At 54.3% G+C, this 25951-nt stretch carries 26 protein-coding genes and 1 pseudogene; 25 read left to right on the top strand and 2 right to left on the bottom strand.

Going from position 1 to position 25951, the window contains the following annotated elements:
* Nucleotides 1-779 precede the first annotated feature (779 nt).
* Together QZ298_RS08660 and QZ298_RS04370 are read left to right on the top strand one after the other, a co-directional pair.
* Nucleotides 780-923 (top strand): zinc ribbon domain-containing protein, encoded by a 144-nt coding sequence (locus tag QZ298_RS08660; RefSeq protein WP_363323891.1) that lies wholly within the window; start codon nucleotides 780-782, stop codon nucleotides 921-923.
* Nucleotides 924-1233: 310 nt separating this feature from the next.
* Entirely contained in the window at nucleotides 1234-1827 is a 594-nt protein-coding gene (locus QZ298_RS04370; RefSeq protein ID WP_296005720.1) for a YiiX/YebB-like N1pC/P60 family cysteine hydrolase, read from the top strand.
* 143 nt (nucleotides 1828-1970) lie between these two features.
* On the opposite strand, the gene QZ298_RS04365 is transcribed toward QZ298_RS04370, so the two are convergent.
* The gene (locus QZ298_RS04365) at nucleotides 1971-2636 is read right to left on the bottom strand and encodes an MgtC/SapB family protein (protein WP_296005717.1); all 666 of its coding nucleotides are present in this window, start codon (nucleotides 2634-2636) and stop codon (nucleotides 1971-1973) included.
* Nucleotides 2637-2646: 10 nt separating this feature from the next.
* Entirely contained in the window at nucleotides 2647-4674 is a 2028-nt protein-coding gene (locus tag QZ298_RS04360; RefSeq protein ID WP_296005714.1) for a subtilase family N-terminal domain-containing protein, read from the bottom strand.
* A 209-nt stretch (nucleotides 4675-4883) separates the two neighbouring features.
* On the opposite strand from QZ298_RS04360, the gene QZ298_RS04355 reads away from it, so the two are divergent.
* From QZ298_RS04355 to rfbA, 23 genes and pseudogenes are all read left to right on the top strand, one after another.
* Nucleotides 4884-5375: a lipocalin family protein gene (locus QZ298_RS04355; RefSeq protein WP_296005711.1), complete on the top strand. Its 492-nt coding sequence runs from the start codon at nucleotides 4884-4886 to the stop codon at nucleotides 5373-5375.
* Nucleotides 5376-5434: 59 nt separating this feature from the next.
* Nucleotides 5435-6400: a type I phosphomannose isomerase catalytic subunit gene (locus QZ298_RS04350; RefSeq protein ID WP_296005709.1), complete on the top strand. Its 966-nt coding sequence runs from the start codon at nucleotides 5435-5437 to the stop codon at nucleotides 6398-6400.
* 423 nt (nucleotides 6401-6823) lie between these two features.
* Nucleotides 6824-7843, top strand: coding sequence for a LacI family DNA-binding transcriptional regulator (locus QZ298_RS04345; RefSeq protein WP_296005707.1), 1020 nt, complete (start codon nucleotides 6824-6826; stop codon nucleotides 7841-7843).
* Nucleotides 7844-8245: 402 nt separating this feature from the next.
* The gene (locus tag QZ298_RS04340; RefSeq protein ID WP_296005704.1) at nucleotides 8246-9217 is read left to right on the top strand and encodes an alpha/beta hydrolase; all 972 of its coding nucleotides are present in this window, start codon (nucleotides 8246-8248) and stop codon (nucleotides 9215-9217) included.
* Between the two features lie 374 nt (nucleotides 9218-9591).
* Entirely contained in the window at nucleotides 9592-10200 is a 609-nt protein-coding gene (locus tag QZ298_RS04335; protein WP_296005702.1) for a UpxY family transcription antiterminator, read from the top strand.
* A 126-nt stretch (nucleotides 10201-10326) separates the two neighbouring features.
* The gene (aepX, locus tag QZ298_RS04330; RefSeq protein ID WP_296005699.1) at nucleotides 10327-11631 is read left to right on the top strand and encodes a phosphoenolpyruvate mutase; all 1305 of its coding nucleotides are present in this window, start codon (nucleotides 10327-10329) and stop codon (nucleotides 11629-11631) included.
* Between the two features lie 10 nt (nucleotides 11632-11641).
* Nucleotides 11642-12769 (top strand): phosphonopyruvate decarboxylase, encoded by a 1128-nt coding sequence (gene aepY, locus QZ298_RS04325; protein WP_296005697.1) that lies wholly within the window; start codon nucleotides 11642-11644, stop codon nucleotides 12767-12769.
* Entirely contained in the window at nucleotides 12769-13503 is a 735-nt protein-coding gene (locus QZ298_RS04320; RefSeq protein WP_296005693.1) for a metallophosphoesterase family protein, read from the top strand. Before aepY ends, QZ298_RS04320 begins: the two co-directional genes overlap by 1 nt.
* Before the next feature lie 14 nt (nucleotides 13504-13517).
* Entirely contained in the window at nucleotides 13518-14279 is a 762-nt protein-coding gene (locus QZ298_RS04315; protein WP_296005688.1) for an NAD(P)-dependent oxidoreductase, read from the top strand.
* Nucleotides 14245-14511, top strand: a complete 267-nt coding sequence (locus tag QZ298_RS04310; RefSeq protein ID WP_296005685.1) for a hypothetical protein — start codon at nucleotides 14245-14247, stop codon at nucleotides 14509-14511. The genes QZ298_RS04315 and QZ298_RS04310 overlap by 35 nt, the downstream gene beginning before the upstream one ends.
* The gene (locus QZ298_RS04305) at nucleotides 14508-15257 is read left to right on the top strand and encodes a DUF6564 domain-containing protein (RefSeq protein WP_296005682.1); all 750 of its coding nucleotides are present in this window, start codon (nucleotides 14508-14510) and stop codon (nucleotides 15255-15257) included. The genes QZ298_RS04310 and QZ298_RS04305 overlap by 4 nt, the downstream gene beginning before the upstream one ends.
* On the top strand, nucleotides 15254-16432 hold the full coding sequence (locus QZ298_RS04300) for a hypothetical protein (protein WP_296005681.1): 1179 nt from the start codon (nucleotides 15254-15256) through the stop codon (nucleotides 16430-16432). Before QZ298_RS04305 ends, QZ298_RS04300 begins: the two co-directional genes overlap by 4 nt.
* A 14-nt stretch (nucleotides 16433-16446) precedes the next feature.
* Nucleotides 16447-17901, top strand: coding sequence for a flippase (locus QZ298_RS04295; protein ID WP_296005679.1), 1455 nt, complete (start codon nucleotides 16447-16449; stop codon nucleotides 17899-17901).
* Nucleotides 17902-17974: 73 nt separating this feature from the next.
* Nucleotides 17975-18226: pseudogene (locus QZ298_RS04290) on the top strand (LicD family protein); the annotation flags it as partial.
* Between the two features lie 243 nt (nucleotides 18227-18469).
* Nucleotides 18470-18682 carry a hypothetical protein gene (locus QZ298_RS04285; RefSeq protein WP_296005780.1) on the top strand — a complete coding sequence of 71 codons (213 nt, stop codon included), beginning with the start codon at nucleotides 18470-18472 and terminating at the stop codon, nucleotides 18680-18682.
* Nucleotides 18683-18701: 19 nt separating this feature from the next.
* Complete coding sequence (locus tag QZ298_RS04280) at nucleotides 18702-19334, top strand: acyltransferase (protein ID WP_296005675.1); 633 nt, start codon at nucleotides 18702-18704, stop codon at nucleotides 19332-19334.
* A gap of 42 nt (nucleotides 19335-19376) precedes the next feature.
* Complete coding sequence (locus tag QZ298_RS04275) at nucleotides 19377-20369, top strand: glycosyltransferase (protein ID WP_296005673.1); 993 nt, start codon at nucleotides 19377-19379, stop codon at nucleotides 20367-20369.
* Nucleotides 20363-21649: a hypothetical protein gene (locus QZ298_RS04270; protein WP_296005671.1), complete on the top strand. Its 1287-nt coding sequence runs from the start codon at nucleotides 20363-20365 to the stop codon at nucleotides 21647-21649. The genes QZ298_RS04275 and QZ298_RS04270 overlap by 7 nt, the downstream gene beginning before the upstream one ends.
* Entirely contained in the window at nucleotides 21628-22458 is an 831-nt protein-coding gene (locus QZ298_RS04265; protein WP_296005669.1) for a hypothetical protein, read from the top strand. The genes QZ298_RS04270 and QZ298_RS04265 overlap by 22 nt, the downstream gene beginning before the upstream one ends.
* On the top strand, nucleotides 22455-23702 hold the full coding sequence (locus tag QZ298_RS04260; protein ID WP_296005667.1) for a glycosyltransferase: 1248 nt from the start codon (nucleotides 22455-22457) through the stop codon (nucleotides 23700-23702). Before QZ298_RS04265 ends, QZ298_RS04260 begins: the two co-directional genes overlap by 4 nt.
* A complete protein-coding gene (locus tag QZ298_RS04255; RefSeq protein ID WP_296005663.1) occupies nucleotides 23699-24175 on the top strand; it encodes a DapH/DapD/GlmU-related protein in 477 nt (158 codons plus the stop codon). The genes QZ298_RS04260 and QZ298_RS04255 overlap by 4 nt, the downstream gene beginning before the upstream one ends.
* 14 nt (nucleotides 24176-24189) lie before the next feature.
* Nucleotides 24190-25011, top strand: a complete 822-nt coding sequence (locus QZ298_RS04250) for a glycosyltransferase (protein ID WP_296005661.1) — start codon at nucleotides 24190-24192, stop codon at nucleotides 25009-25011.
* Nucleotides 25012-25046: 35 nt separating this feature from the next.
* Nucleotides 25047-25949 (top strand): glucose-1-phosphate thymidylyltransferase RfbA, encoded by a 903-nt coding sequence (gene rfbA, locus QZ298_RS04245; RefSeq protein ID WP_296005659.1) that lies wholly within the window; start codon nucleotides 25047-25049, stop codon nucleotides 25947-25949.
* Nucleotides 25950-25951 lie beyond the last annotated feature (2 nt).

Below are 25951 nucleotides of genomic sequence, written 5' to 3'. Positions count from 1 at the left end.
GTGTTAGGCCTGCCGCTAGCGTTCATCCTGAGCCAGGATCAAACTCTCCATTGTATAAAATGTTTTGTTTTAAATCTTAGCTCCAATCTCAAAGGTATTGTTTGAAATCACTCTCTAAAGAGAGTAGATAAAACTATAGCTGCTCAAATACTTCAAAGAACGTTGTTCGATATATTGCTATAAAGAACGATTTCTGTTTGTTTCGGGAGGTCGCCCTCCGCCGTTCCGTCCGATGCTTTCGCAGAGCGGAAAGTGGTGCAAAGGTAAGTACCTTTTTTGAAACCACCAAATCTTTTCGGAAGATTTTTTTCAGAAATTTTTCAGAACCTTTTTCGCTTCGCCCAAGACCGAGCGTCTTGTCGGAAGCGGGTGCAAAGGTAAGTCAAATTTCGGAATCTCCAAAAATTTCCGGACTTTTTTTTGAAACATTTTTCAGAACCTCGGCTCCATTCAGTCAAGGCACAGAACCGGAGCTATCCGAGGACCTTGCCAAGAAAAAACTGCATGAATATGAACCTTTCTGTTTGCCTCAAGAAGCGTGTTTCTCTCTCGAAGCGGGTGCAAAGATAAGGCTTACGAAATGTTATTTCCAAATATTTCAGCGACTTTTTTTTGACATTTTTCTGCGCTTTTTTACACCCAGCTATAAGTCAGCAAGTTAGTTATGAAAAATTTTTACTATATTTGCAACATGCCGGCCAGCAACAAGAGGATGGCTGCTCCGGGACAGCGACAAAAAGACCGACCGGAGCCGCCCGCCGGCTGACTGACTCAACATAATGCGTAAGATGCAACCGACGATTTGCAAAAGTTGCGGCATGCCGCCAAGCCACCCTGATGACTTCGGAACGCATGCGAACGGAAGCCGCAGCGGCGATTATTGCCGATATTGTTTCAAAAACGGAGCCTTATCGCAGGAATGATGCAACACCGTAAGGCTGGCTTCGGTCAATGCCGAAAGTTGCCCGCGTCCCGTTGTCCTGGCGAAGATCGCAGCGCAGGGTTACATGGCAACGGCTACCGATGGCGAAGTCGAAATCATCTCCGACGACGCAACGCGCCAACGCTTGTGACAGGAGTGGCTCGTCGGATTCTTTCCGGCGGCCCAGCCGACCCCAACTATACCCTGTTCCGCTTCATAGGACGAACGGCCACGCTGTGAATCGACCGCGAATTCATACGCAAAGAATCGATATGATGAAGTCTTTATTATATATAGGTATATTTTTCGGTTTGTCCGCATGCGCTCGCGGCGAGCAGCCGCTCCGAACGGGCGACCTGCTGTTTCAGGTCGGACGGGAGTCTGCCATGGGCGGCGCAATCAAGGCAGCCACGGGCAACGACTGCGAACTCAAATTCACTCACGTAGGGATCGCCGTCATCGGCGACCGGGCCGACTCGGTGCTGGAAGCCACCTCCAACGGGGGCGTGCGCATGACGGCGCTGCAAGAGTTTTTAAATAAATCGGCCTACGCAAATGGACGGCCGCTCGTCATTGCGAAACGCCTGAAAGACACTGCCGGCATCACAGCCTCCGTGCGTCGCGCCCGGACATTCCTGGGACAACCTTACGACTATTCATTCCGGCCCGACAATGGAAAGCTATATTGCAGCGAGTTGATATGGGAAAGTTACCTTGCTCCTGACGGGCGCCGCATCTTCCCGACCCGACCCATGAATTTCCGAGCGGCCGACGGTTCGATGCCGGCATTCTGGATCGAGTTGTTCGCAAAACTGGGCGAAGAAGTACCCGAGAACGTTCCCGGCACCAACCCCAACGACATGGCACGAGACAGCATGTTGACCGAGATTTGCCGCTGGTTTTAACAAACGGAAGCAGCGGCCCGGATTGCAAACGACAAGCAACCGCCCGAATCATAAAAGGCACAACCGTGTCCGCAGCCCATTCCTGACTGCGGACGGATAAGCCCCCGCTGCAAAGACGCTCGCACCCGAACGCCCGTCCGAAATCAGACGATCCGTTCGACCGTAATGTCTGACTGCATCCGCAACAAGTCGATGAACTCGCCGGTGCCAGCCGATGTTTTGGCCCGAATAATCAAGGTTGCAATATAGATCGTTGCTCCATCGTTGCGCAATACCTCGACTTCATAAGAAATTACCGTATATTTGGAGGTCTGCAACTTGTCGAACATCGCATCGAGTGCGCCACGGGTCGACGCAGAGTAGACGATCAAGGTGCGTTTGCGCCCCAGTCCGCCAAAAAAGAGAGTCAGCGCCTCCAGTCCGAACAAAGTCAGCAACGTGGCCGCGCCTGCCAGTTCATACATCCGGGCGCCGGCCGCCAGCCCGATGCCCGCCGTCGCCCAAAGGCTTGCCGCCGTGGTCAGGCCCCGCACCAGGCGCCGGTGCAGGATGATCGTGCCGGCCCCGATGAAGCCGATTCCGCTTACCACCTGCGCAGCGATCCGCCCCGGGTCGAACCGTACTCCGTCGTGAGTGGCAAGAAACTCCTCGAAGCCATATTGCGAAACGATCATCATCAACGCACTGCCCAGCGCCACCAGAAAATGGGTGCGGAAGCCCGCATCTTTCACACGGTATTCACGATCCAGCCCGATGACCGTACCGCAAAGACCCGCTACGCACAGCCGCACGATAAGATTCCAGTCCATAACGTCATTTTTACAGCCAACCGCCGTTGCCGGCTACCGATTCGCGCACGATGAGGGCCACCTCCTGGCTGAGCGGTGTCCCGCCGACCGATGTCGAAAGCCGGAGGGTTCCCACTCCGGTCTTGCCGCACGAAACGAAGAGTTTGCCCGCACGAACCGACGGTGCGTCCATCGACAACTTGGCCGTCGTTTCGGGCGACACTTCGATCCGGAATGCAGCATTCGCGGCGGCCGCTCCGAAATACTCCGACAGATCGACCTCGGCCTCGGCCCCCCGCTTGATGTAGATGCTCGGCATACCCTGAATGTTCAACAACAGCCGATAGGCATCCACATATCCCGTCCCCATCTTGCCACGATAATCGGCCATATTGAGTGTCGACCAGAAACCATAAGTATTAATGTAAGCTTTTTGGCCTTTCAGATAGGTGTCGATATCGTTGGTACTGCTGAGCAGCAACGTTTTGAACTCTTCGAGCGTATAACGCTTGCCCAACTTGGCAGCATAGGCCAGTCCGAGCGCCGCAACGCCCGAAACATGGGGACACGCCATCGAAGTGCCCTGCATGTAACCGTAGCCGGAGGTGCGGCCGTCGCGGAACCGCATGGAGGGATCGTCGAGGATCGTACTGAGCACAGCGCCCTTTTCGCTGAAAAGATAATCGCCGCCTGGCGCCGTAATGTCTACCCACGAACCGAAATCGGTATAGTAGGCCGGCATGAAGTCGGGCGCCATCGAAGCCACGGCCACCGTCGGAGCATAGGCTCCGGGCCACATCAACTGGTCGCCCACCAGGTCGCCGTCGTTGCCCGCAGCGAAGATTACCAGTCCGCCGACCAGAGGCGACGAAAGGTCGTCGGTGCCGGCCGTCGCAATAAAATAGTCGATGGCCGCCTTTTCGGCACCGTTGTCATTGCCGATCCATTGTTGCTGGGTCGCCATATCGGTGCCATAGCCCCAGCTGCATTGCGCGATCAAGGCACCGCGGTCGGCCGCATAGATGAATGCACGCGCCGCAGCAGCATCGTCGTCGTCGGAATAGTCGCCGTCGCTGTCGAGAATCTGGCAGGTCATGATTTTTACCCCGCCGGCACCGTTCTGCCCGCCCGCAATGCCGCAGACGCCCTTGCCGTTGCCGTTTACCGCAGCGATCGTTCCGGCTACATGGGTACCATGGTCGGCATACATCCACATGCCGTATTCGGAATCATAGTAGTTCGACTGCCAGTCGATCTTGTCCGTTCTGTTGCAGAAATTATAGCCGTGCAGATCGTTGCCGTAGGCCGCATCCTGCCCGGCCCGGGGATTCGTCCACATGTTGGCCGCCAAGTCGGCATGCGTGTACTGCACCGGTTCGTCGAGCACCGCAACCACGATCTCCGGAACGCCGGTGCAGAGACGCCAGGCATCGAACACATCGATATCGGCCCCGGCCTTGGCCCGGAAGACATGGCTGTCTTCCGTATTCCAGACCGCTCCAGTATTGCGATAGTGCCATTGTTCAGCCAGCCGGGGATCGTTCATCGGCATGTCGGCCCGCGTCGCGGCAGCAGGTTCCGCTGCCGGAGCCGGCACCATGGGACCCTCACGCAAAGATTCGATCCGCCGCCGATACTGCACGGCCGCGACCCCTTCTACGCGACGCAATGCTGCCGCTGCTGCCGCCAGATCTTCGTCGGCATCGAAACGGATCGCATACCACAAATGCAGCCCGAAAGCCCGGTGGCGCTCCTCGAAACGCTCCTCGTAAGGAAATATCCGTTCGAAGCGTTCGGCGCCTATCTCACAGAGCACGGCATCCATCGCAGAAACACCCGAACGGGTAAGCCCATCGCCGCTGCGGGTCGCCGCAGCCGCAGCCTCGATCCGCCCGGCCAATTCGTCAGAAACCCGAATCGCCAGACGTCCTGCTACGGCCCCTCGGGGGGGGGCCGCTGCCGTCGTGAAATCTTGAGCAACATCTCCCTCCCGATCGATTCTATCCTCGGCACATGCGGTCAGCGCAAGAAAAGCCGCGCACAGCAAAAGTTTTTTCATAAGTTGCATCTGTTTTTTCATATTCCGAAGCAATACGGAAGCGGATAAAGATAAGAATATTTTACAAATAACCGGACAAAAACGCCGAAAAAATGATTTTGCACCAATAAAAATGCCCCGCGTTTTGATATTTGAAACCGAACTTCTATATTTGTAAAAATAACTTGCAGCCGAAAATCATGGATTGCGACCGATACTTATCTAATATAATGAACAGCATCTGCAAATCCGTCTGCATCGCATGCGCACTTTTGCTCTGCGCCTGCGGAGGCGACCATAAAGCCGACATCGCAGAACCGACACCTCCCCCGCAGCCCGCAGGAAGCATCCAGGCGAAAGATTTCGCCGGAGAATGGCACCTGACGGAATGGTCGGTGGACAAGGAGTTTGCGGCTGAAGTCTATTTGCGGCTGAACGAAGACCTCACGTTCGTGCTCTACCAGAATATCGTATCGCATGGTTTCCAGCAGCTGTCGGGCACTTTCTTGTTCGACGCTGCCACGAGCGCCGTCAGCGGAGAGTACGACGATGGCACCCCTTGGGGCTACTCCTATACGATAACCCTCCTGACCGAGCAGACGATGAAATGGCAGGCCGCAGGCACGAACGACATTTCGATCTATACGCGCACAACCATTCCCGACCTGACGGTCGTCCGGTCTTCGCAGGCCGACAGCAGCTCCGTCATTCCGTTCCTCTGACCTCCGGCACGCAGGGCCTGCCGCCGCCCGCGGGCAGGCGGCAACAAGTGAAGAAACCGATGTACAAATTCACACCCATCCTTAAATCGATGCTCTGGGGCGGCAACAAAATCGCCCCTTACAAAGGAATTGCCGCCGAACAAGAACGGATCGGCGAAAGCTGGGAGCTGTCGGGCGTGGCAGGCAATGTCTCGGTGGTGGCCGAAGGGCCGGATGCCGGCATGACGCTGGAAGAGCTGCTCGCCCGAGAAAAAGAGCGTTTGCTGGGACACAAGAATTTCGAGCGCTTCGGCTGTACGTTTCCGCTTCTGGTCAAATTCATAGATGCGCGTCTCGACCTTTCGATCCAAGTGCACCCCAACGACACGCTGGCCCGCAAACGGCATGGCACCAACGGCAAAACCGAAATGTGGTATGTAATCGCGGCCGACGAAGGTGCGCGTCTCTACTCAGGATTCCGCCGACCGGTCACACCCCAGACATACGAGGCCAGCCTGGCCGCAGACACCCTTACCGAGCTGCTGGCCGCCCACCCGATCGCGGCGGGCGATGTCTTCTACCTGCCGGCCGGGCGCATCCACTCCCTGGGCGCAGGTTCGTTCGTAGCCGAAATACAGCAGACCTCCGACCTGACCTACCGCATCTACGACTACAACCGCCGCGACACCGACGGCAACCTGCGCGAACTCCATACCGAGTTGGCCAAGGAAGCGATAGACTACTCGGCCGAAGCCGAATACCGCACACAGTACGACCGGCGCCAAGAAGGCGAAACCCCATTGGTGGCCTGCCCCCATTTCAGCACCTCGCTCCTCGACCTGACCCGCCCCTATACGCTCGACCGCACGGCTTCGGATTCGTTCCTCGTCGTGATCTGCATCGAGGGGCACGGCATCCTCGCCGACGGCCAGGGACGTCGCATGCTCTTGCACCAAGGCGAAACCATCCTTGTTCCGGCTTCGGCCCGCACGTTGGAAATCACGCCCGAAGTCCCGCTCAAGCTGTTGACAAGCTGGATCGACTGACCGTCGCTCCGCCGCGGCTTCAAAGCTGCCCCCCCGATTCATACAACCGTTTTCGCCGACTCGCTTCCGGCGGGAACGGTTGCAGATTGTTCGAAAACGGCGCCTCATTCCCTCACTATCCCGCACGCAGGAATCAACAAAATGATCGTAAAAGTTTTATTTTTGACTTTTCAACAGACGACATTACGATTCAGCCGCAGTGCCCAAACCGCTCGCAGCGCCTTCCCAGCACACGGAAAACGCTTATTTTTTTAATCGCACCCGCCATTTTCAACGATTTTACGCTAATTTTTTTCTATCCTACCTTTGCCGATCGTGAAAAAAATTTTAAATTTGTAAAGGTGAAATTTTTCTGCATAACACGTCGCCCCCGGCAACAACTGCGGAAAAGAAAGTTACCGACAGAAGAAGCCGCAAAAAGAGATGGGAGTATCGCTCAAAGATATCGCCGAACAGCTGCACTTGTCGAAGACGACCGTCTCGTGGGTGCTCTCGGGACAAGGCAACAAGAAAGGAATCAGTGCCGAAACGCAGCACCGCGTGTTCCGATGCGCCGAAGAGATGGCCTACGAACCCAATCTGTTGGCCCGCAGTCTGAATACCGGCATCTCGAAAACGATCGGGCTGATCCTGCCGTCGATCTCCGATTGTTTCTATGCCCATCTGGCCCAGCGGATCGAAACGGAAGCCGAAAAGGCGGGCTATTCTTTGATGATCGCCGGCTCCAATGCCGAAATCGAGCGCGAGAGCACCATGCTGCGGCTTTTCTGTTCGAAGAAAGTGGACGGCATCATCATCGCACCGACAAAAATCTCGCAACGCGAAATCCTCCGCATGCTCGGCTTGGATTACCCGCTTCTGTTTTTCGACCGCTATTTTCCTGAAATGGAAGCCAACCATGTCATCATCGACAACAAGGAGAGCAGCTATCGACTGGTGTACCATCTCATCGAAAAAGGATTCCGCAAAATCGCCATTCTTACGACCGATCCGCATCTGCTGACGATGAACCTGCGCTACGAAGGCTACGCCGATGCGCTGGCCGATGCCGAAATCCGCATCGATCCCGCACTTTACGGCGAAGTGCCCTCCGCCGACTACCGGACGAACATCGACCGGACGCTCGACCGGATTTTCGAAACGGCACCCGATGTGGAGGGTTTCTTTTTTACCACGCATATCCTGGCCGTCGAGGCCCTGCGCTACTTCCACGACCGCGGCATCGACATCAACAGCGGCAAATACGGATTGGCGTGCATGCACGAAGATTCGCTTTTCCGCATCCTGGCCCCCAAGATGAACATCGCCCGGTTCCCGATCGAAGAAATCGGCCGTCATGCCGTGCGCATGTTGCTGGAACAGATCGAATGCAAGAGCCGCAACGCTACGTTCGTTCCCGAGTCGAAAGTTCTCTCTTGCGAAATCGATTTTCGAGATTCGTGACTTGCCGATTTTTTCGCCCGAGGTCTATACCGAGAGCCTATGCGGGCTTTCGGAGTTGCGCAGAAAATGCCGGCATCGTTTTATCCGCCCGATTCCAGCCCTACACTTTGCCGAACACCCCGAGCACTTGTTTCTACAAGTTCGCCATTCAAACGCACAATGTCGCTCCACGGATGGCATTCCTTTGCTCCCCGCTCGACATCGCCGCATCGGGCCGGATTCCGGAATCGAGGTACTTCTATCCGTAAAACAGGTAACTGCCGGATATGCGAAAATCCGTAACTTTGCAATATACAAAACCGGTCGCAGGCATTCGGAGCAAGAAAAGCCCACCGCATTCGATGCCGGACAGCCGCCGACCGGCACGAAACCCCTCTGAACCACGAAACAGCCGATAAGAACATGACAAATCTTGAATTGACCGCCGACTGGGACAAGACGTTCCCGCAGAGCGATAAAGTGAATCATAGCAAAGTAACTTTTACCAACCGTTACGGCATTACATTAGCCGCCGACCTCTACATGCCGAAAAATGCCGATGGTAAGCTGCCCGCTATCGCCGTCTGCGGGCCGTTCGGGGCTGTCAAAGAACAAGCCGCAGGACTTTACGCCCAGACAATGGCCGAACGCGGCTTCCTGACCCTCGCTTTCGACCCCTCTTACACCGGAGAGAGCGGCGGCGAACCCCGCTATGTGGTGTCGCCCGACATCAATACGGAGGATTTTTCTGCCGCCGTCGATTTTCTTGCGACAAATGACAAGGTCGATCCCGAACAAATCGGTATCATCGGCATCTGCGGCTGGGGCGGACTGGCTATCAATGCAGCAACAGCCGACCCGCGCATCAAAGCGACCGTCGCATCCACGATGTACGACATGAGCCGCGTGAACGCCAACGGCTATTTCGATGCCGATGACAGTGCCGAAGCCCGCAACGCGCTCCGCAAGACCCTTGCCGCACAGCGCACCGAGGATTTCCGTAACGGCTTTCCGAAACCGGGCGGCGGCGTGCCCGATGAACTGCCTGCCGATGCTCCGCAGTTCTTCAAGGACTACCATGCCTACTACAAGACCCCGCGCGGGTATCACAAACGTTCGCTCAACTCCAATCAAGGACGTAATGCAACGGAGGCCATTCCGTTCATCAACTTCCCGTTGATGAGCCGTGCTGACGAAATCGAGAGTGCCGTGCTTATCATTCATGGAGAGAAAGCTCACTCCCGTTATTTCGGCGAGGATGCGTTCAAGAAACTGAAGGGCGATAACAAGGAGATGCTGATTATCCCTGGCGCAAACCATACAGACCTTTATGACAATCTATCAGTGATCCCGTTCGATAAAATAGTAGATTTCTTTCAGAAATACTTGTATTAAGATTCGAGCAATCAGCAATCTCCCGACATTTTCATGCAACGAACGGCCGCAAGGCCGTTTTTTTATTTATTCGCCCGCGCATCGACACACAACGCACTAATAATCATCCGCTTACCGCCAGCCACCGGCAGACCTGCCGCCCGACTACCTCCAAATAGTTGTAAATAAGGCAAATAAGAATCGCAGAATTTTGTGCATCCCCCTTGCATAATTCAACTTAAAATCGTACTTTCGCGATAGTTTAAGCAACTTTTCCGCAGAGATACGGGCAATGGCGAAATCGGCTCCAGAACTTGATCTTTTCGCAAAAACCGCCAACAACTGCTTGATATGCAGATCATTGCACACATCAAGCAGGATTAGTCGATATGGCCATGACTGAACCAAGGAACGACAATTCGCCCGGCCGGCAGGAGACGCCCGCATCAGCAGCCGCGTCCCCGAAAACACTCCCGGCCTCCTGTTGGTTCGTGTTGCGCGATCTGAAAAGAGCCAATGCCAAAATGCCCGCCTACCGGCAGTTGTCGGAAAGTTGCGGATTGCAAGTCTTCATCCCGATGCGGTGGTGCCTTACACAAAAAAAAGGACAGAAAATCCGCGAAGAAGTCCCTTTCATCCGAGATTTGCTTTTCGTCCGCTCCACCAGGGAAGCGCTCGACCCCATCGTCGAACGCATCCGAACATTGCAGTACCGGTATGTGAAAGGCGGGGGTTATTGCCAGCCGCTCGTCGTCAGGGATGACGACATGGATCGTTTCATTGCGGCGGTCGCTGCGTCGCACGCCCCCGAATATTACCTCCCCTCGGAAATCACGCCCGGCATGATCGGCAAGAGAGTCCGCATCATAGGCGGCCCGCTCAACGGACACGAGGGCAACCTGCTGTCCATCCGCGGTCTGCACAAAAAGAAGCTTCTCGTCGACCTTCCCGGACTTCTCGCAGTCAGCGTGGAAGTCAGCCCCGACTACCTGCAACTCCTCTGACCTCGCCCATGGGCGGTTCCGCCTGCCTTGTTCCGGCATCCGGCACTGCCCGCTTCGACTGAGGCCGCAGCACCCGGCCTGCGCCGCAAAAAACGCCCATTCCTGCAAATAAAACTACATAACGATATGGCAAACAAAAAAGTCTACCTCGGCATGGTGGCCGACATCATGCACCCCGGACTGATCAACATCATCAATGAAGGGGCCAAATACGGCGACGTCATCATCGGATTATACACCGACAAAGCCGTTGCCGAGCGCAAACGTCTTCCGTTCTTGACCTACGAGCAGCGCAAAACCGTCATAGAAAACCTGAAAAACGTTTCCGAAATCGTTCCTCAGGACGAATGGAGCTACATCCCGAATCTGAAAAAGCTCAAGCCAGACTACATCATACACGGTGACGACTGGCAAAACGGCATCGACATGGAAGTCCGCGAAGAAGTTTTCAAACTCATGGAGGCACAAGGCGGCCAGGTCATCGAAATACCCTACACCAAGGGCATCAATTCCTCGGCCCTGTTCGACGAGGTAAAAACGATCGGCACGACACCCGAAGTGCGCATGAAGCGTCTCCGCAGGCTCATCGCCGCCAAGCCGATCGTCCGGATCATGGAGGCGCACGACGGTCTTTGCGGCCTGATCATCGAAAACCTCGAAGTCGAAGAAAACGGAAAACACAATGCCTTCGACGGCATGTGGTCGAGTTCGCTGACCGATTCGACGAGCAAAGGCAAGCCCGACATCGAAGCCGTCGACCTTACCACCCGTCTTCAGGATCTGAACAACATCCTGGAGTGCACCACCAAACCCATCATCTTCGACGGGGATACGGGCGGCAAAATCGAGCACTTCGTTTTCACGGTGCGCACGCTCGAACGTCATGGCATTTCAGCCGTCATCATCGAGGACAAAATCGGCCTGAAGAAAAATTCCCTTTTCGGAACCGAAGCTGTTCAGACCCAAGATTCGATCGAACACTTCTGCGAAAAGATCAAGGCCGGCAAGGATGCGCAGGTCACGAAAGACTTCATGATTATCGCCCGCATAGAGAGTCTGATCGCCGGAAAACCCGTAGCCGACGCCCTGGAGCGGGCTTTCGCCTACGTCGATGCCGGAGCGGACGGCGTGATGATCCACAGCAAACACAAATCGGGCGAAGACATCAAGGCGTTCTGCATCGAGTTCCGCAAAGCACATCCCAAGATCCCCATCGTGGTGGTTCCGACCACCTACGACCACATCCGTGAAAGCGAACTGGCCGAATGGGGTGCGAACGTGGTCATCTATGCCAACCACATGCTGCGGGCCGCTTATCCAGCCATGAAAAAGGCTGCCGAGACCATTCTTCGCAACGGTCGGGCCGAAGAGGTACGCCCCTTGTGCATGCCCATCAAGGAAATTCTCGAGCTTATTCCTGGAACCAAATAAAACCAACGTCATGGTATCTGTCGGGAAATTTTACGACCTGCTCCAATCGAACGGCATCTCGTTATTTACGGGCGTGCCCGATTCCTTGCTGAAAGATTTCTGCGCCTATGTGACGGACAATTCGCCGAAAGAGCAGCACATCATTGCCGCCAACGAAGGCGCCGCCGTCGGCATCGCCGCGGGCCATCATCTCGCCACCGGCAAGGTGCCGTTGGTCTACATGCAAAACTCCGGCATAGGCAACGCGGTAAACCCGCTGCTCTCGCTGGCCGACGAGAAGGTCTATTCCATGCCGATCCTGCTCGTCATCGGCTGGCGCGGCGAACCCGGAGGAGGGCACGACGAGCCGCAGCATGTGAAACAAGGCCTGGTTACACTACCCTTGCTGGACACCTTGGGAATACCTTGCCAGGTGCTCGACTCCGACGAAGCTACGGCACTCCGACAGGCATCCGACGTCATCTCATCCTGCAAGGCATCCTCGAAGCCCCACGCGATCGTCATCCGGAAAGGGACTTTCGGGAAGTACAAGCTCCAACGCGAAGCCCGCAACGACTACCCGCTTTCGCGCGAGGAGGCGTTGAAGATCGTGGTTTCCCGTCTGGCAGAAAAGGACATGGCAGTCTCCACCACAGGCAAACTCTCTCGCGAGTTGTTCGAATTGCGGGAGGCTCTGGGCCAGGGGCACGGCAAGGATTTTCTGACAGTCGGTTCAATGGGACACAGCTCCTCCATCGCTTTGGGCATCGCTCTCGAAAAACCCGAAAGACGCATCTGGTGTTTCGACGGCGACGGCGCTTTCATCATGCACATGGGAGCGATCTCCAATATCGGCGCCCTGGCTCCCGGCAACTTCGTGCATGTCGTCTTCAACAATGGTGCGCACGAATCGGTCGGCGGACAACCGACGCTCGGGTTCAACATGAATATTCCCGCGATCGCCCAAAGCTGCGGATATAAAACAGCCGTTACCCTGACCACACAAGAGGAAATCGAGGCGTTCTTCAATCGGCTTCCCGCTCTGCCGGCCCCCGCGTTGGTCGAATTGCGCGTCAGAATCGCATCCCGCGATGATCTGGGACGGCCGACGACCACCCCTATCGAGAACAAGAAAGCTTTCATGCAAAATCTGAAATAATGCCCAGACTGCTGCTCCTGTCCGATATCCATGGCAATCTTTCTGCTCTGAAAGCGGTCGAAAAGGATGCTTTTGCCCGATACCCGATCGACGGAATCGTGCTGCTCGGGGATATCATAAACTACGGAATGCGGCCCAATGAAACGATCGAGGAGATCCGGAAATGGGATCTTCCATTGTACGTCAATCTTTTCGGCAACCACGAAAAAGCCATCATGGACGGCGACACATCCCGTTTTTCCACAGAACGCGGCAGGCGGTTATTGGAATACACAAAAAACAAGCTCGACCAAAATGCGCTCGCGTTCATACAAGAGCGCATGTCCCGATCAGGAATGGCAGAAACAGAATTTTCAGGCAAAAAATTCTTGTTCGTCCACGGCAGTCTCCATGATCCTTATTGGGGTAAAATGGAACAGGAGATCGCACAAAACGCTGACTATGCCCGATACGACTTTGTGCTCTGCGGCCACTCCCACGTTCCGCATCTGACCGAACACTTCTATTCCGTGCAAAATCCGGACTACCGCAACAAAAAAAGAGTCGTCTTCATCAATCCCGGCTCCGTCGGCCAACCTCGGAATCACAATCCCCGCGCCCAATACGCATATTTCGACACCGACACTGAAGCCATACATTTCAATTCCGCAGCATACGACATCGAGTCCGAGCGCTCGCTTTATCCGTCCGACCTGGACGAATTTTACAGCGAGCGACTCGTACGCGGCATATAACCCCCATTATCAAGATGAAAAATCTATATGTAATAAGCGGTGCTACCGGCATGACAGGCAGCGAACTGGTGCATCAGTTCCTCAAGACCGGCGACACGGTGCTCGGTTTCGACAATTTCTTCGCAAGTTCGATCGACACCGTCGAGGATGTTGTCGGAAATCCTGCTTTCGTTTTCCACGAGTGGGACCTCGACAACTCCGAGCATATGGCTTCTCTGAAAAAAGAAGTGCTGTCGCTCAAGGAGCAGCACGGCAAAATCGTCTACATCAATTGCGCCGCAGTCGTCCACACCGAACACTTCTATGAAGTGGAACATACCTACACGACCAATGTCGTTTCGATGCGCGCTTTCCTTCAGCAGGCGGTCGAGGTCGGAGCCGCTACGTTCATCAACTGCTCCACGTCAGAGGTCTATTCCATGCAGTCATGGAACGACCACGGCGGGGTCAAAGAGGACGATTTTCTCGTACTGGCCACGGCCGAGCACAGCCAGCGCACCAGCTATGCTGTCGGAAAGCTCATGACCGAATTTTTCATGAAGGACGCCGTAGACAAAGGCCTAATAAAAGGTTGCTCCATCCGGTTTGCCAACGTATACAGCAAACACGAAAGATTTGCAAAGCATATCATACCCCACATAATCAACCAATTCATCCAAGGGGGGGGGGAACGTTACGCTTCTGGAAAACTCCAAAACGAACAAACGGACGTTCCTTCACAATATCGACAGCTGCAACGCCGTGATCGAATTGATCAATTCACCCGACGCGCTTGACGGTACGGTATACAACGTCGCTACCGACGAAGAAATTTCAATCGTCGACCTTACCCGAACGATCGCAAAAAAAATGGGAATCGAAAAGCCGGAGATCGTTTTCGAAGGTTATCGGGCCTCCGATCCCGAACGGCGTCTGCTGAACACGGACAAATTAAGATCAAGAACGCATTGGAAGCCGCAGGTCTCCCTGAGCCAGGGACTGGATCTGTGCATAGCCAGCATAAAATGAAAAGCCTCATCGTTACCGTGGCCGGAACGGCCACCCGATTCAACCGCGACACCGACGAAGACACGCTCAAATGTCTTTATCATATCGGCTCGCCCCAGAACTCGCTGCTCTATCAGATTCTCGACAAGGCCCGGGATGTCGATCAATACGTGATCGTGGGCGGGTTCCTCTTCGAAAAACTCCAACGCTTCATCAACGAAAATCTCGGAGAATTCGCCTCTGCCCTGAAACTGGTCTACAACCCCGAATACCGTACGCTCGGCTCAGGTTACAGTCTGCAATTGGGCATAGAGGCCGTTGCTCCGGCGGCCGACGAGGTCATTTTCGTCGAGGGCGATCTGTTCTTCAACGCCGCAGACTTCCACCGCATAAAAGAGTGCGCCAAGAACATCCTTACCGTGAATCGGGAACCCATAACGGCGCAAAAAGCGGTTGTCGTGTACGAAACCGCCGAAGGCCGTCTGCAATATCTTTATGACACAGCCCATAAACTTCTGGAAATCGGCGAACCGTTCCGTGCCATCTACAACTCGGGCCAAATCTGGAAATTTACCGATGTTGCCGCACTACGGCGAAAAATGCAGGCTCTGACTCCCGAACAGATCGCAGGCACCAATCTGGAGATCATCCAAAGTTATTTTGGGTCTCTCGACCGATCCGAAATCGAGGTGTTGCCTTTGGAAACTTGGTTCAACTGCAACACCGTCGAAGATTATAAAAAAGTGCACTCAATTCTTGCAAAATGAAATCCCTCGATCAGAAGCTCCAAATTCTGCAAACCAAGCTGCAAAACCCCGATTCCAAGATACGGATCATGATAATCGGTCTGGGAAGCGTCGGATCGTACTTGCTGGATTATCTCGTCAGTACGGCGAATCCGCAACTGGAAATCGTCGTCGTAGGCCGCAACTACGACAAAATGCTTTCCGACGTCAACATCGTGAAAACAGCCGCCGCAATCCGCCGGCAACTTCGATGCGACATCCGAATCGAGGGCGGCTGCAATCTGGAAGAGATCGACAGCATAGCGCATGCGATCCGGAAGTGGGAACCCGACTTCATCATCAACAGCAGCCGCGTATACGCAGGCTTGAAATATGGCACCATTTCGTGGTCGCACCTGCGGGCCTACGGCATATGGACCCCGTTGTCCGTCCGCTTCGCCCGCAACATCATGCTGGCCTATGAACAAGCCGGCTCGGCAGCCATTACGATCAACACTTCCTACTCGGACGCCGTTATCCCTTGGTTGAAATCGGCCGGCATAACCCACTTCGACTTCGGAAGCGGCAACCTCAACCACCTGATTCCGAGAATGAAGTTCCACATCGCGCAAAAATTCGGCATCGCCAACATCAACGACATAGACATTACATTGGCTGTAAGCCATTTCCACGATGTCGTCATCAGCAAGGAAGGGCATGCCGAAGGACAGGATATATTGCTCGACATCAAATATCAAGGCCAGCCCCTCGCATTCGACAAGGCCGAATTGCTCTCGGCATGCAAAATCGCCATGCCGACAGATCAGAAGCGTAACATGATGAACGCATCGAGCAATTTCGACATCATCCACTCGATCCTTACAGCTCTCGAAACCCGTTCCCGCATAAAGATACACACCCCTGGGGTCGACGGCGAAATCGGCGGTTATCCGTTCATCATCGACGGCACAGGGAAAGCCGAAGGCCATATCGACGAATCGGTCTTCACGCTCGAAGCGATGCGCGCCGCAAACCGGAAATCCATCTACCTGGACGGCATCCTCGACGTGCAGCAGGGCGAATTGCAGTATACCCCCGAACTGGTCGGGAAGGTAGCTCAGGAATTCGGAGCCGAGCTGCCCCGAAGCGTCGTTTTCGAGACGCTCGACGCAACTTGCGGCTTCCTCGTCGAACGAATCATCCGGCCCAACATCTGATGCCGGTTTCGCTCATGGCAAAATCTCTCGTCCATAACGTTGTCGCCAAGGGGGTATTGAATCTTTTCAACACCCTGCTTCCGCTCATCGTCACACCCTACATATACCGCATACTGGGGCCGCAGAACATGGGCGACATCGAATATGCCCTGACATTCTTCAGCTACTTCGGCATGTTGGGCATGTTGGGCATCTACCAATACGGACTGCGCGAAATAAGCGCCAACCGGATGAATCCCACCAAAGTCCAGGACATCTATAAAAACCTGTTTTCTATCGGACTGGTCAGCAACACCGCTTGCTTGGGGCTTTACCTGCTTTTCATAACCTTGGTCATCGAAAATCCAGCCATCAAGACGGTTTCCTATATTCTGTGCGGCAACCTCATCTCCCAAATCTTCTATGTCGAATGGGTCAACGAGGCTTTCGAGGAGTTCAGGTTCATTACCTTGAAGACTATCATCATCCGCACCTTGAGCATCATCTTCATTTTCACGCTTATAAAATCGCCCGATGATGCTTTGATTTATGTCATGATAACCGTGGGGGTAGCCATCGTCAACTACCTGGCAAGTTATTTCTACGCCACAAAAACCATCCGCCTATCGTTTAAAGAGACTTTTTCAGGGCTGAACTTCAAGAGCTACATCGTTCCATTGCTCATGATTCTGGTGCTCAACAACACCGGCATCCTTTATACGATCGCCGACCGTACGTTTCTCGGCTACGCTACGGGAACCGAAAATGTCGCTTTCTTCACGATCGGGCAGAAAATCGTGGAACTGACGAAAACACTCCTGCTCTCGATCGTTTTCGCCACCCTGCCCCGCCTGTCATTGTATCTGAAAGAAGACAAACAGCTTTACCAGGCAGGCATACTCAAAATCATGCGGCTGGTGCTCGCGCTGATCATTCCGACCGGCATAGGTCTCTTTCTCTTGTCCGAGCAGATCATCTGGCTGTTCGGCGGCAACGAGTATTACGCCGCCATACCGGCCATGCGCGTTTTCGCCCTCCGCATCATCCTGCTCGGGGTCGACAGCATTCTTTATAGTCAGATCATCTTCCTCCACAACAAGGAAAAGCGCCTGGTGCTCTACAACTTGACTTGCGGCCTGTTGAACGTCTTGCTCAACTGGGCATTCTTGTCGTTCCTGACTCCGTGCATCTCCATCCTCTGTACCTTGGCGAGCGAAATCATATTCACGACTCTTTGCCTGCTTTATATCCGCAAACACCTCAAGGTCAAGGTGGGCATTTTCCAATTTTCCACTTTGAAATACCTCCTCGTCTCCCTGCTCTTCGTGCCTATCGTCTTTACGTTCCGAAGCGTCGGATTGAGCAACCTGTACATGCTCGTCGTCTCGTGTTCGGTCTGCATACTTACTTATTTCCTGGTTCTGGCCATCCAGAAAGACACAGTATATTTGGAATTGAAATCCTATGCGTTCCGCATCTTCAACCGATGACGGAATCCGAAGCCAGCGCCGTCTGCCGAAAGCCGGCGATTCCCCGGTCCTTATCAAATATTAACAAAAGCATATGAATGTAAAACTCTCTCTGTTTGCTTCCCGTCATCACAAGAACAAATTGCTCCGGTTGCTCATAAAACCGCTCTGGAACAAATATGTCAGATACAACAAGAATTGCAGCATCCGCAATCTCCATCAGAACGGGGCCGAGGCCCTGCATATCCTCCACCAGGCTTTCTCCGAGGCCGGCATTACCTATTGGTTGGAGTTCGGCACCCTTTTGGGCGCGATCCGGGAGCACGACTTCATTCCCACCGATGACGACATCGACATCGGCGTTTTCTACTCCGACTGCAAGAAAGTGCAGGAAACCCTGCTGAAAGCCGGCTTCAGATTGAAGCGGGAAATCCGGGTCGAGGACGGGACAAAGGGGTTCGAACAAACATATATGTTCCGAAAAATTCCGATCGACATATTTTTCAACCACAAAACCGAGTCGGACGAATTATTCTTCCATTCTTTCACATTCATAAACGACGGGAAGCATCCCAAAAACGCATGCATTGTGGAAAAAATTACCATCCCCTTTACCGGAGTGATGGAATATCCGTTCAAAAACAAGGTGCTGTCGGTGCCGACCGATTACAAGGCCCATCTTCTTGCCCACTACGGCCCCGACTACATGATCCCCGATCCGGCATTCGACTACACCCAGGTGGCAAAAAACATCCACTACTATCCCATCACGGAGCGAGTGGGTATATACCGCCAATTTTAAACCGCACACCCTGTCATCCATGATCGATCTCTTCACGAAAAAGATAAAAACCAGCTATTTTATTCGCACGCTCTACTATGGAGCCAAACGGATGCAGGATAAAATCAAGTACAGCCGGGGTACTACGATAGCCGACCGCGGCTGTTCCCGGCTGTTCAAAGAGTTCGTCGGCCGCGACAACCGCATCGAGATCGGCGAAGGTTCCTATCTGGTCAAACCCCGCATCAGAATCCACGGCGACCGCAATACGATCCGGATCGGCAACAAAGTATCCATAGGTAAAGGGTGCAGCATCTGGGTCGAGGGCAACGGCATCGAGGTAAACATCGGTTCGTGCACCTCCTTTACCGAAAATGTCCATATCTGCGCACAAGAGGACGGCATGCGGATCGATATAGGCGAAGATTGCATGTTGTCCAACAACATCATAATCCGGACAAGCGATTCCCACCCGATCTACGACCCGGACACCTCTCGCCGCACTAATCCTCCGGCTCCGGTCACCATCGGCAACCATGTATGGATCGCCCCGCATTCGACGATCATGAAAGGCGTCGCGGTGGGCGACGGCGCGATCATCGGATCGCATTCCCTGGTTACCAAAAATCCCCCCCCCACAGTTTATGCGCAGGCATTCCGGCCAAGGTCGTAAGGCAGAACGTCGCATGGAGCAGGGATAAATTGTTCTGAACGCATGGAAAAAACGAGTATCGATATCAGCGTCATCGTTCCGGTCTACAAAGTAGAGAAGTATGTCGAACGATGCGTCCGATCGCTCATGGAGCAGACGTTGAAAGACAACATCGAATTCATCTTCGTCGACGACTGCTCGCCGGACAACAGCCTTGCGATCTTGCAGGAAACCATCCGGCAGTATCCCCAAAGAGAGCCGGCGGTTACCATCCTGCACCACGACCGCAACCAGGGGCTGGCCGCAGCCAGACAAACAGGATTCGCCCGCGCAACCGGGAAATACATCATCCACTGCGACTCCGACGACTGGACGGAACCGCAGCTGTACGAAACCCTTCTGCATGCGGCGGAGCAGCACCAGGCCGATATCGTGGGTTGCGCCTACTATGCCAACTATCCTGCCGAAACGGAAATCGTCGATTATCCGTTCGACGAGGAGACCCTCGACACCATCAACCGCAGCGAACCGTCGCTGCTATATTGCGCAGTTTGGAACAAACTGATAAAAAAAGAGCTGTATACCGTCAATGACATCCGATGGTTCGAAAAGATCAACATGTATGAGGACGTCGGCGTCACGACCCGGCTCAGGGCCATGTCGGCAAAAACGGTATTCGTCCACACGCCGCTTTACCACTATAACCAGGAGAACTGCAACGCCATGACGGCCCGGCTTTCGCCGGCAGCCATTTCGCAGCAGATCGAGTGCGCCGCACTCCTGGAGCGCTGGTTCGACGAACGCGGACTGACCCGATTCAAGCCGCAAATCGACGCGATCAAGTTCTTCAGCAAGCTCGGGTTGCTCGTTGTCTCCGCTTCGGCCGATCCCCGAAAATGGCGGCAGACCTTTCCCGAAACCAACGCGAACGGTTGGCGATACGAATCCATTTCTTTGGTCAACAAAATACTTATTACTTTGGTAAGATACAGGTTGACCGTTCTGTTTAACGCCATCTGCAAATTAAAGCGCATCAGAAGAAAGCAATCATGTTGATTACCATAAAGCATAAGGTACTCTTCAGCACGACCGCATGGTTTTATAGTGCAATGGTTTTCATTGCATTGTTTACCTATTTCTTCCCCATCTCCATCCCCGGCATTCCGGTTACCACCGACCGATTGCTGCAACTTGCCGGCATCGCTTATTTCGTCTTCGTTCTGAAAGGGCGTTTGCCCCGGCCTCTGGCGCTCTTTCTGCTCTATTCTTTCATCATCCTCGTTGCAATATCCGTCTCCTTGGTAATCAACGGAAGTTCCGACGATCAGACGGTCAAGCAGGCATTGAGTTCCATGATGTATGTCTTCGGAGCTTTGATCATCACAGCAGGCCTGCGGAAAATCGCAGGGCAGGATGCTTTCGGCACCCTGCTGAAGTGGGTGCTTATCGTGGCTGCCGTGCAGGCCGGTCTTTCACTGTTCCTGTTTTTCAACAAGGAGCTGCAAGCCTCGGTCATCGCATTCATCGGCGGCGATATGGGAGACCACATGCTCCACTTCAGCGCTGTTCGACTGATCGCCATAGCCAAAGGACAGATGCAATACGGCAACATGGCGGTTTTTTACGGCATCGCATCGTTCATCACGATGCTCTGGATGGGCCGCACATCGAGCATCGTCCCCAAAATTTTGTTTTTCTTGTTTTTCGTCGCCGGCATCTTGTCGGCCCGCTCCTACCTGCTCGTTCTCGGCGTCGGACTCTTCGTGCTGTTTCTCCTCAATGCCAAAAAGAGAGGCATCGCACGCAGTATCTATTATTGCATGATCGGTCTGTTCATCCTGACCGCAGTCACGATCGCCGGAATGAAATACCTCGAAAACAGCGAATACAAGGAGACCTACGAGTGGGCGTTCGAGGTGTTTCTGAACATGGCGGAAAACGGTTCGCTCGAAACCGAGTCGACCGAGGTCATGAAGTCGATGTATGTCTTCCCCGAGAAGGTCTCGACCTGGATCATCGGCGACGGGCGGCTGGCCAATCCCGACGACACGTTCTACATGCACACGGATATCGGGTACTTGAGATACCTCTACTGCTGCGGCATCATCGGCTCGCTGCTCATCTACTACGTGCAGATAAGATATTGCCGCATCGCATCGGCGCTGACCGACAACCGGGACTACAAATACTTGTTCGGCTTCATCCTGCTGTGGGCGTTCATCTATCTGACTAAGGAAATCTACAACACGGCTCAATGGATGACGCTCTTCACTGCTGCGCTGTGTATCGACAAAGAACATAAGAACCCGCTTCCATGTCCGAAATCAATTTCCTGATCGTACTCTATAAAAAGACGCTCGCCGAATCCGAGACCGTCGCTTCGATCGTCGCATGGCCCGACGCCGTAAAGAAGCGCATCACGCGTGTGATCGTGTGGAACAACTCGCCGACGTTGCTTTCCGACGAGGAGAAAAGCGAGTTCAAGGAGTCGTTGAAAAATACGGAGGTCGTCTATTCCGAGGACGGCATCAACCATCCGCTCTCGCAGGTCTACAACTCCGTCGTCGGCATGCTGCCCGACCACGGGCTGCTGGTGCTCTGGGATCACGACTCCCGGATTCCGGAAACTTTCCTGCCGGCACTGATTCAGGCCGAGACCGCGCATCCCGACGTCGCGCTGTTCCTTCCCAAGATATTCTACAACGAGCAGCTCGTCAGCCCGGCCAAACAATATTATTTCTACGGGAAGTACCTGAAGTCGGTGGCCTCCGGATTGTTCAAGAGCCGCTTCACCACAGCCATCAACAGCGGCATGGCCATTCGGTGCAGTTATCTCGCCGCCCGCCATCCGATCTACAACGAGGAGATCAAGTTCTACGGCACCGACAACGATTTCATGTACAAATATTCCCGGGACAACGAATATTTCTTCGTTCTCGACACCGAAATCAAACATACGCTGAATTTCTACGAGCAGGACGACCTGGAGAGCACCGTCCGCAGATACCGGGACATCAAGAACGGCATGCTCAAGCAGATGGCTTCCATCAATCCGGCCGTCTACCTGCTGGCGGTGCTCTACATGATTCTATACACCTTGAAATTGTGTTTCAGATTCAAGACAACCCGCTTTTTCAGATCATGACACCTAAAAAAACGATCGTCATCTCCGCGGTAAACCTCGTATCGGGCGGGCCGCTCACGATCTTGAAAGATTGCCTCGCTTTTCTGAGCGCCAGTTCCTTGTGTTCCGAGTATAGGATCGTCGCGCTCGTACACAAGCGGGAGTTGTGCGACTATCCGCATATCAAGTACATCGAGTTTCCGAACAGCCACAAGCATTGGATCAACCGCATCTACTACGAGTATTTCCATTTCAAGAAGTTGTCCAAGCAACTATCGCCCTATCTTTGGCTGTCGCTGCACGATATGACCCCCGACGTCCTCTCCGAGCGCCAGGCCGTCTACATGCACAATCCGTCGATCGTCAATCGGATCAAGTGGAGGGATTTCAAGTTCGACAAAACTTACATTCTGTTCGCGCTGTTCTATAAATACCTCTATCGGATCAACATCAAGCGAAACAATTATTGCATCGTCCAACAGAATTGGTTCAAGGAGGTATGCAGCGATTTGTTCTCTCTGCCCCGCTCAAGGTTCATCGTCGCCCGGCCCAACGTCCGCATAGCATACAAAACTGACGATGTCCGCAAGGAACGGTGCCGCACTTTCTTTTTCCCGTCTTTGCCGCGGCCGTTCAAGAATTTCGAAACCGTCTGCGAGGCGGCCCGGATTCTCGAATCGAAAGGGATCGACGACCTGCAAGTCGTCATGACCTTGAGCGCCGACCAGAATTCCTATGCCAAGCATGTCGTAGAAAAATATAAGGATGTCGCCGCTCTGCAATTCGTAGGATTGCTTTCACAGCCCGAAATGCAACAGCATTACGAATCCGCCGACTGCCTGATCTTCCCCTCCCGGCTCGAAACCTGGGGGCTTCCGATCTCCGAATTCATCGCCTACAACAAGCCCATGATCGTTGCCGACGAAGCCTATGCCCACGAAACGGCGCAGGGCGGCAACGCCGTCTCGTTTTTCAGCACGCACAATGCTTCGGACTTGGCCGCACGCATGGAGGAGGCCTGGCGGGGCGACTTCCGCAACTTCCACGAGGTAGTGCGCGAAGCCTTGCAATACCCCTTCGCAAGCGACTACGACGAATTGTTCGGCATTCTCCTGGGTGGCGACAAAATGATGCACAACCGAATAGCCAACAAATATTCTTTCGCCGACAAGATCAAGCTGGGCTTTCAATGGCTCGGCACCAAATTGTTCTATCCCGGGCAGCGCATCATCAGGCGTCCGTTCTCGTTGAGGGGGGGGGAATGATCGACCTCGGAAAACAGCTCACGACGGGAACCGGATGCCGCATCGAAGCATTCCTGACCGGCAACGACGGACATAAAAAAATCAAATTCGGCAACCGGGTGCAAATCAACGATTACGTCCACCTGTCCGCCCTCGATTCCATAGAAATAGGCGACGACGTGCTCATCGCGTCCCATGTCTACATATCCGACAACACCCACGGCTCCTATTCGGGCGACACATACGACACGCCTCCGGACGTTCCGCCGACCGAAAGGCCCTATGCGACAGCTCCGGTAAGGATCGGAGACCGGGTGTGGATCGGCGAAGGGGTCATCGTCATGCCCGGCACGACGATAGGCAGCGGTTCGATCATCGGCGCCCATTCGGTCGTAAAGGGAGTCATTCCCGCCGACACGATCGCCGCAGGTACGCCGGCAAGACCCATCAAGCGATGGAACCGCGAGTCCGAGCAATGGGAACGAATAATTTAAAATTCTGAACTTCCATGATTACAGGTTCGATAGTCACTTTTCATACCGACCGTTCGGAGCTGCAACGGTTGATCGGCTGCGTGATGCAGTCCGACATCGCACTGCTTTTCATCATCGACAATTCGAGCAACGACGAGTTGCGCGACTTCGTGGGGTGCGATCCCCGGATAAAATACATCCACAGCCTCAACCTCGGCTACGGCGCCGGGCACAACATCGCCCTGCGGCGCGCCATCGAAATGGGCGCCGACTATCACGCGGTGCTCAATCCCGACATCTGGTGGGACGGCGACGTGATCGGCGAACTCGCCCGTTTCATGGACTCCGATCCGGAAGTCGGACAAGTCATGCCCAAAATCGTCTACCCCACAGGCCGGACGCAATATTTGTGCAAGCTCCTGCCCACGCCCATGGACTTGATCATCCGGCGGTTCGTGCCGTTCGAAGGCTACCGGCGCCGGCGCGACGACCGCTACGAACTCCGCCGGAGCGGCTACGACAAGATCATGGAGGTACCCTCGTTGTCGGGATGTTTCATGTTTCTGCGCTGTTCCGTGCTCAAGCGAGTCGGTCTCTTCGACCAGCGCTACTTCATGTATGCCGAAGACCTCGATCTTTGCAGAAGAATCGGCGAGGTCTCGAAAACGGTCTTCTACCCCGGCGTTGAGGTAACGCACGAATATGAGAAAGGATCGTACAAAAACAAAAAGCTGCTCAACTATCACATCCGTTCGATCATAAAATATTTCAACAAGTGGGGTTGGTTCTTCGATCCGAAGCGCAAGGCGAAAAACCGGTCTTGCCTCCGGGAAATCGGCTCCGCAGCGAACAACTGAAATCCATTGATAAAGCACCGTTCACTTCAAGGCAAATGAAAGGAATCGTTCTGGCAGGCGGATCGGGCACACGGCTTTACCCGATTACCAAAGGAGTCAGCAAACAGCTGCTGCCCATCTACGACAAGCCCATGGTCTATTATCCGATTTCGGCACTCATGCTGGCCGGGATCCGGGAAATACTCATCATTTCCACGCCGCAGGACCTGCCGGGCTTCAGGCGCCTGCTCGGCGACGGCTCCGACTACGGCGTACGCTTCGAATATGCCGAGCAGCCCTCGCCCGACGGACTGACGCAGGCTTTCATCATCGGCAAGGAGTTCATCGGCGGCGATTCGGCATGCCTGGTGCTGGGCGACAACATCTTCCACGGCGCAGGATTCTCCGGGCTGCTGAAAACCGCCGTCCACGACGCCGAGCACAACGGCAAGGCGACCGTCTTCGGTTATCGGGTGGACGATCCGGAACGTTACGGCGTGGCCGAGTTCGACACCGAGGGCAACTGCCTTTCGATCGAGGAGAAACCCGAGCATCCCAAGTCCGACTACGCCGTCGTGGGTCTCTATTTCTACCCCAACAAGGTCGTGGAGGTCGCCTCCTCCATCAAGCCGTCGGCACGCGGCGAGCTGGAGATTACCACCGTCAACCAAACGTTCCTCCAGGCCGGACAGCTCAAGGTGCAGACCTTGCCGCGCGGCTTCGCCTGGCTCGACACCGGCACCCACGACTCCCTGGCCGAGGCATCCATCTATGTCGAGGTGCTCGAAAAACGGCAGGGGTTGAAAATCGCCTGTCTGGAGGGCATCGCCTACCGGCACGGATGGATTTCGCGCGAAAAGATGCTCGAACTCGCCCGGCCGATGCTCAAGAACCAGTACGGACAATATCTGATGAAAGTTATCGACGAACTCGACCGCTCGGGTCGCAATGCAGAATAAAA

This window comes from uncultured Alistipes sp. (genome assembly GCF_910580175.1).
In the GTDB taxonomy this organism is placed as follows: Bacteria; Bacteroidota; Bacteroidia; order Bacteroidales; family Rikenellaceae; genus Alistipes.
The sequence above is the reverse complement of the archived record's forward strand: the minus strand, read 5'-3'. Positions and strand labels throughout refer to the sequence as shown.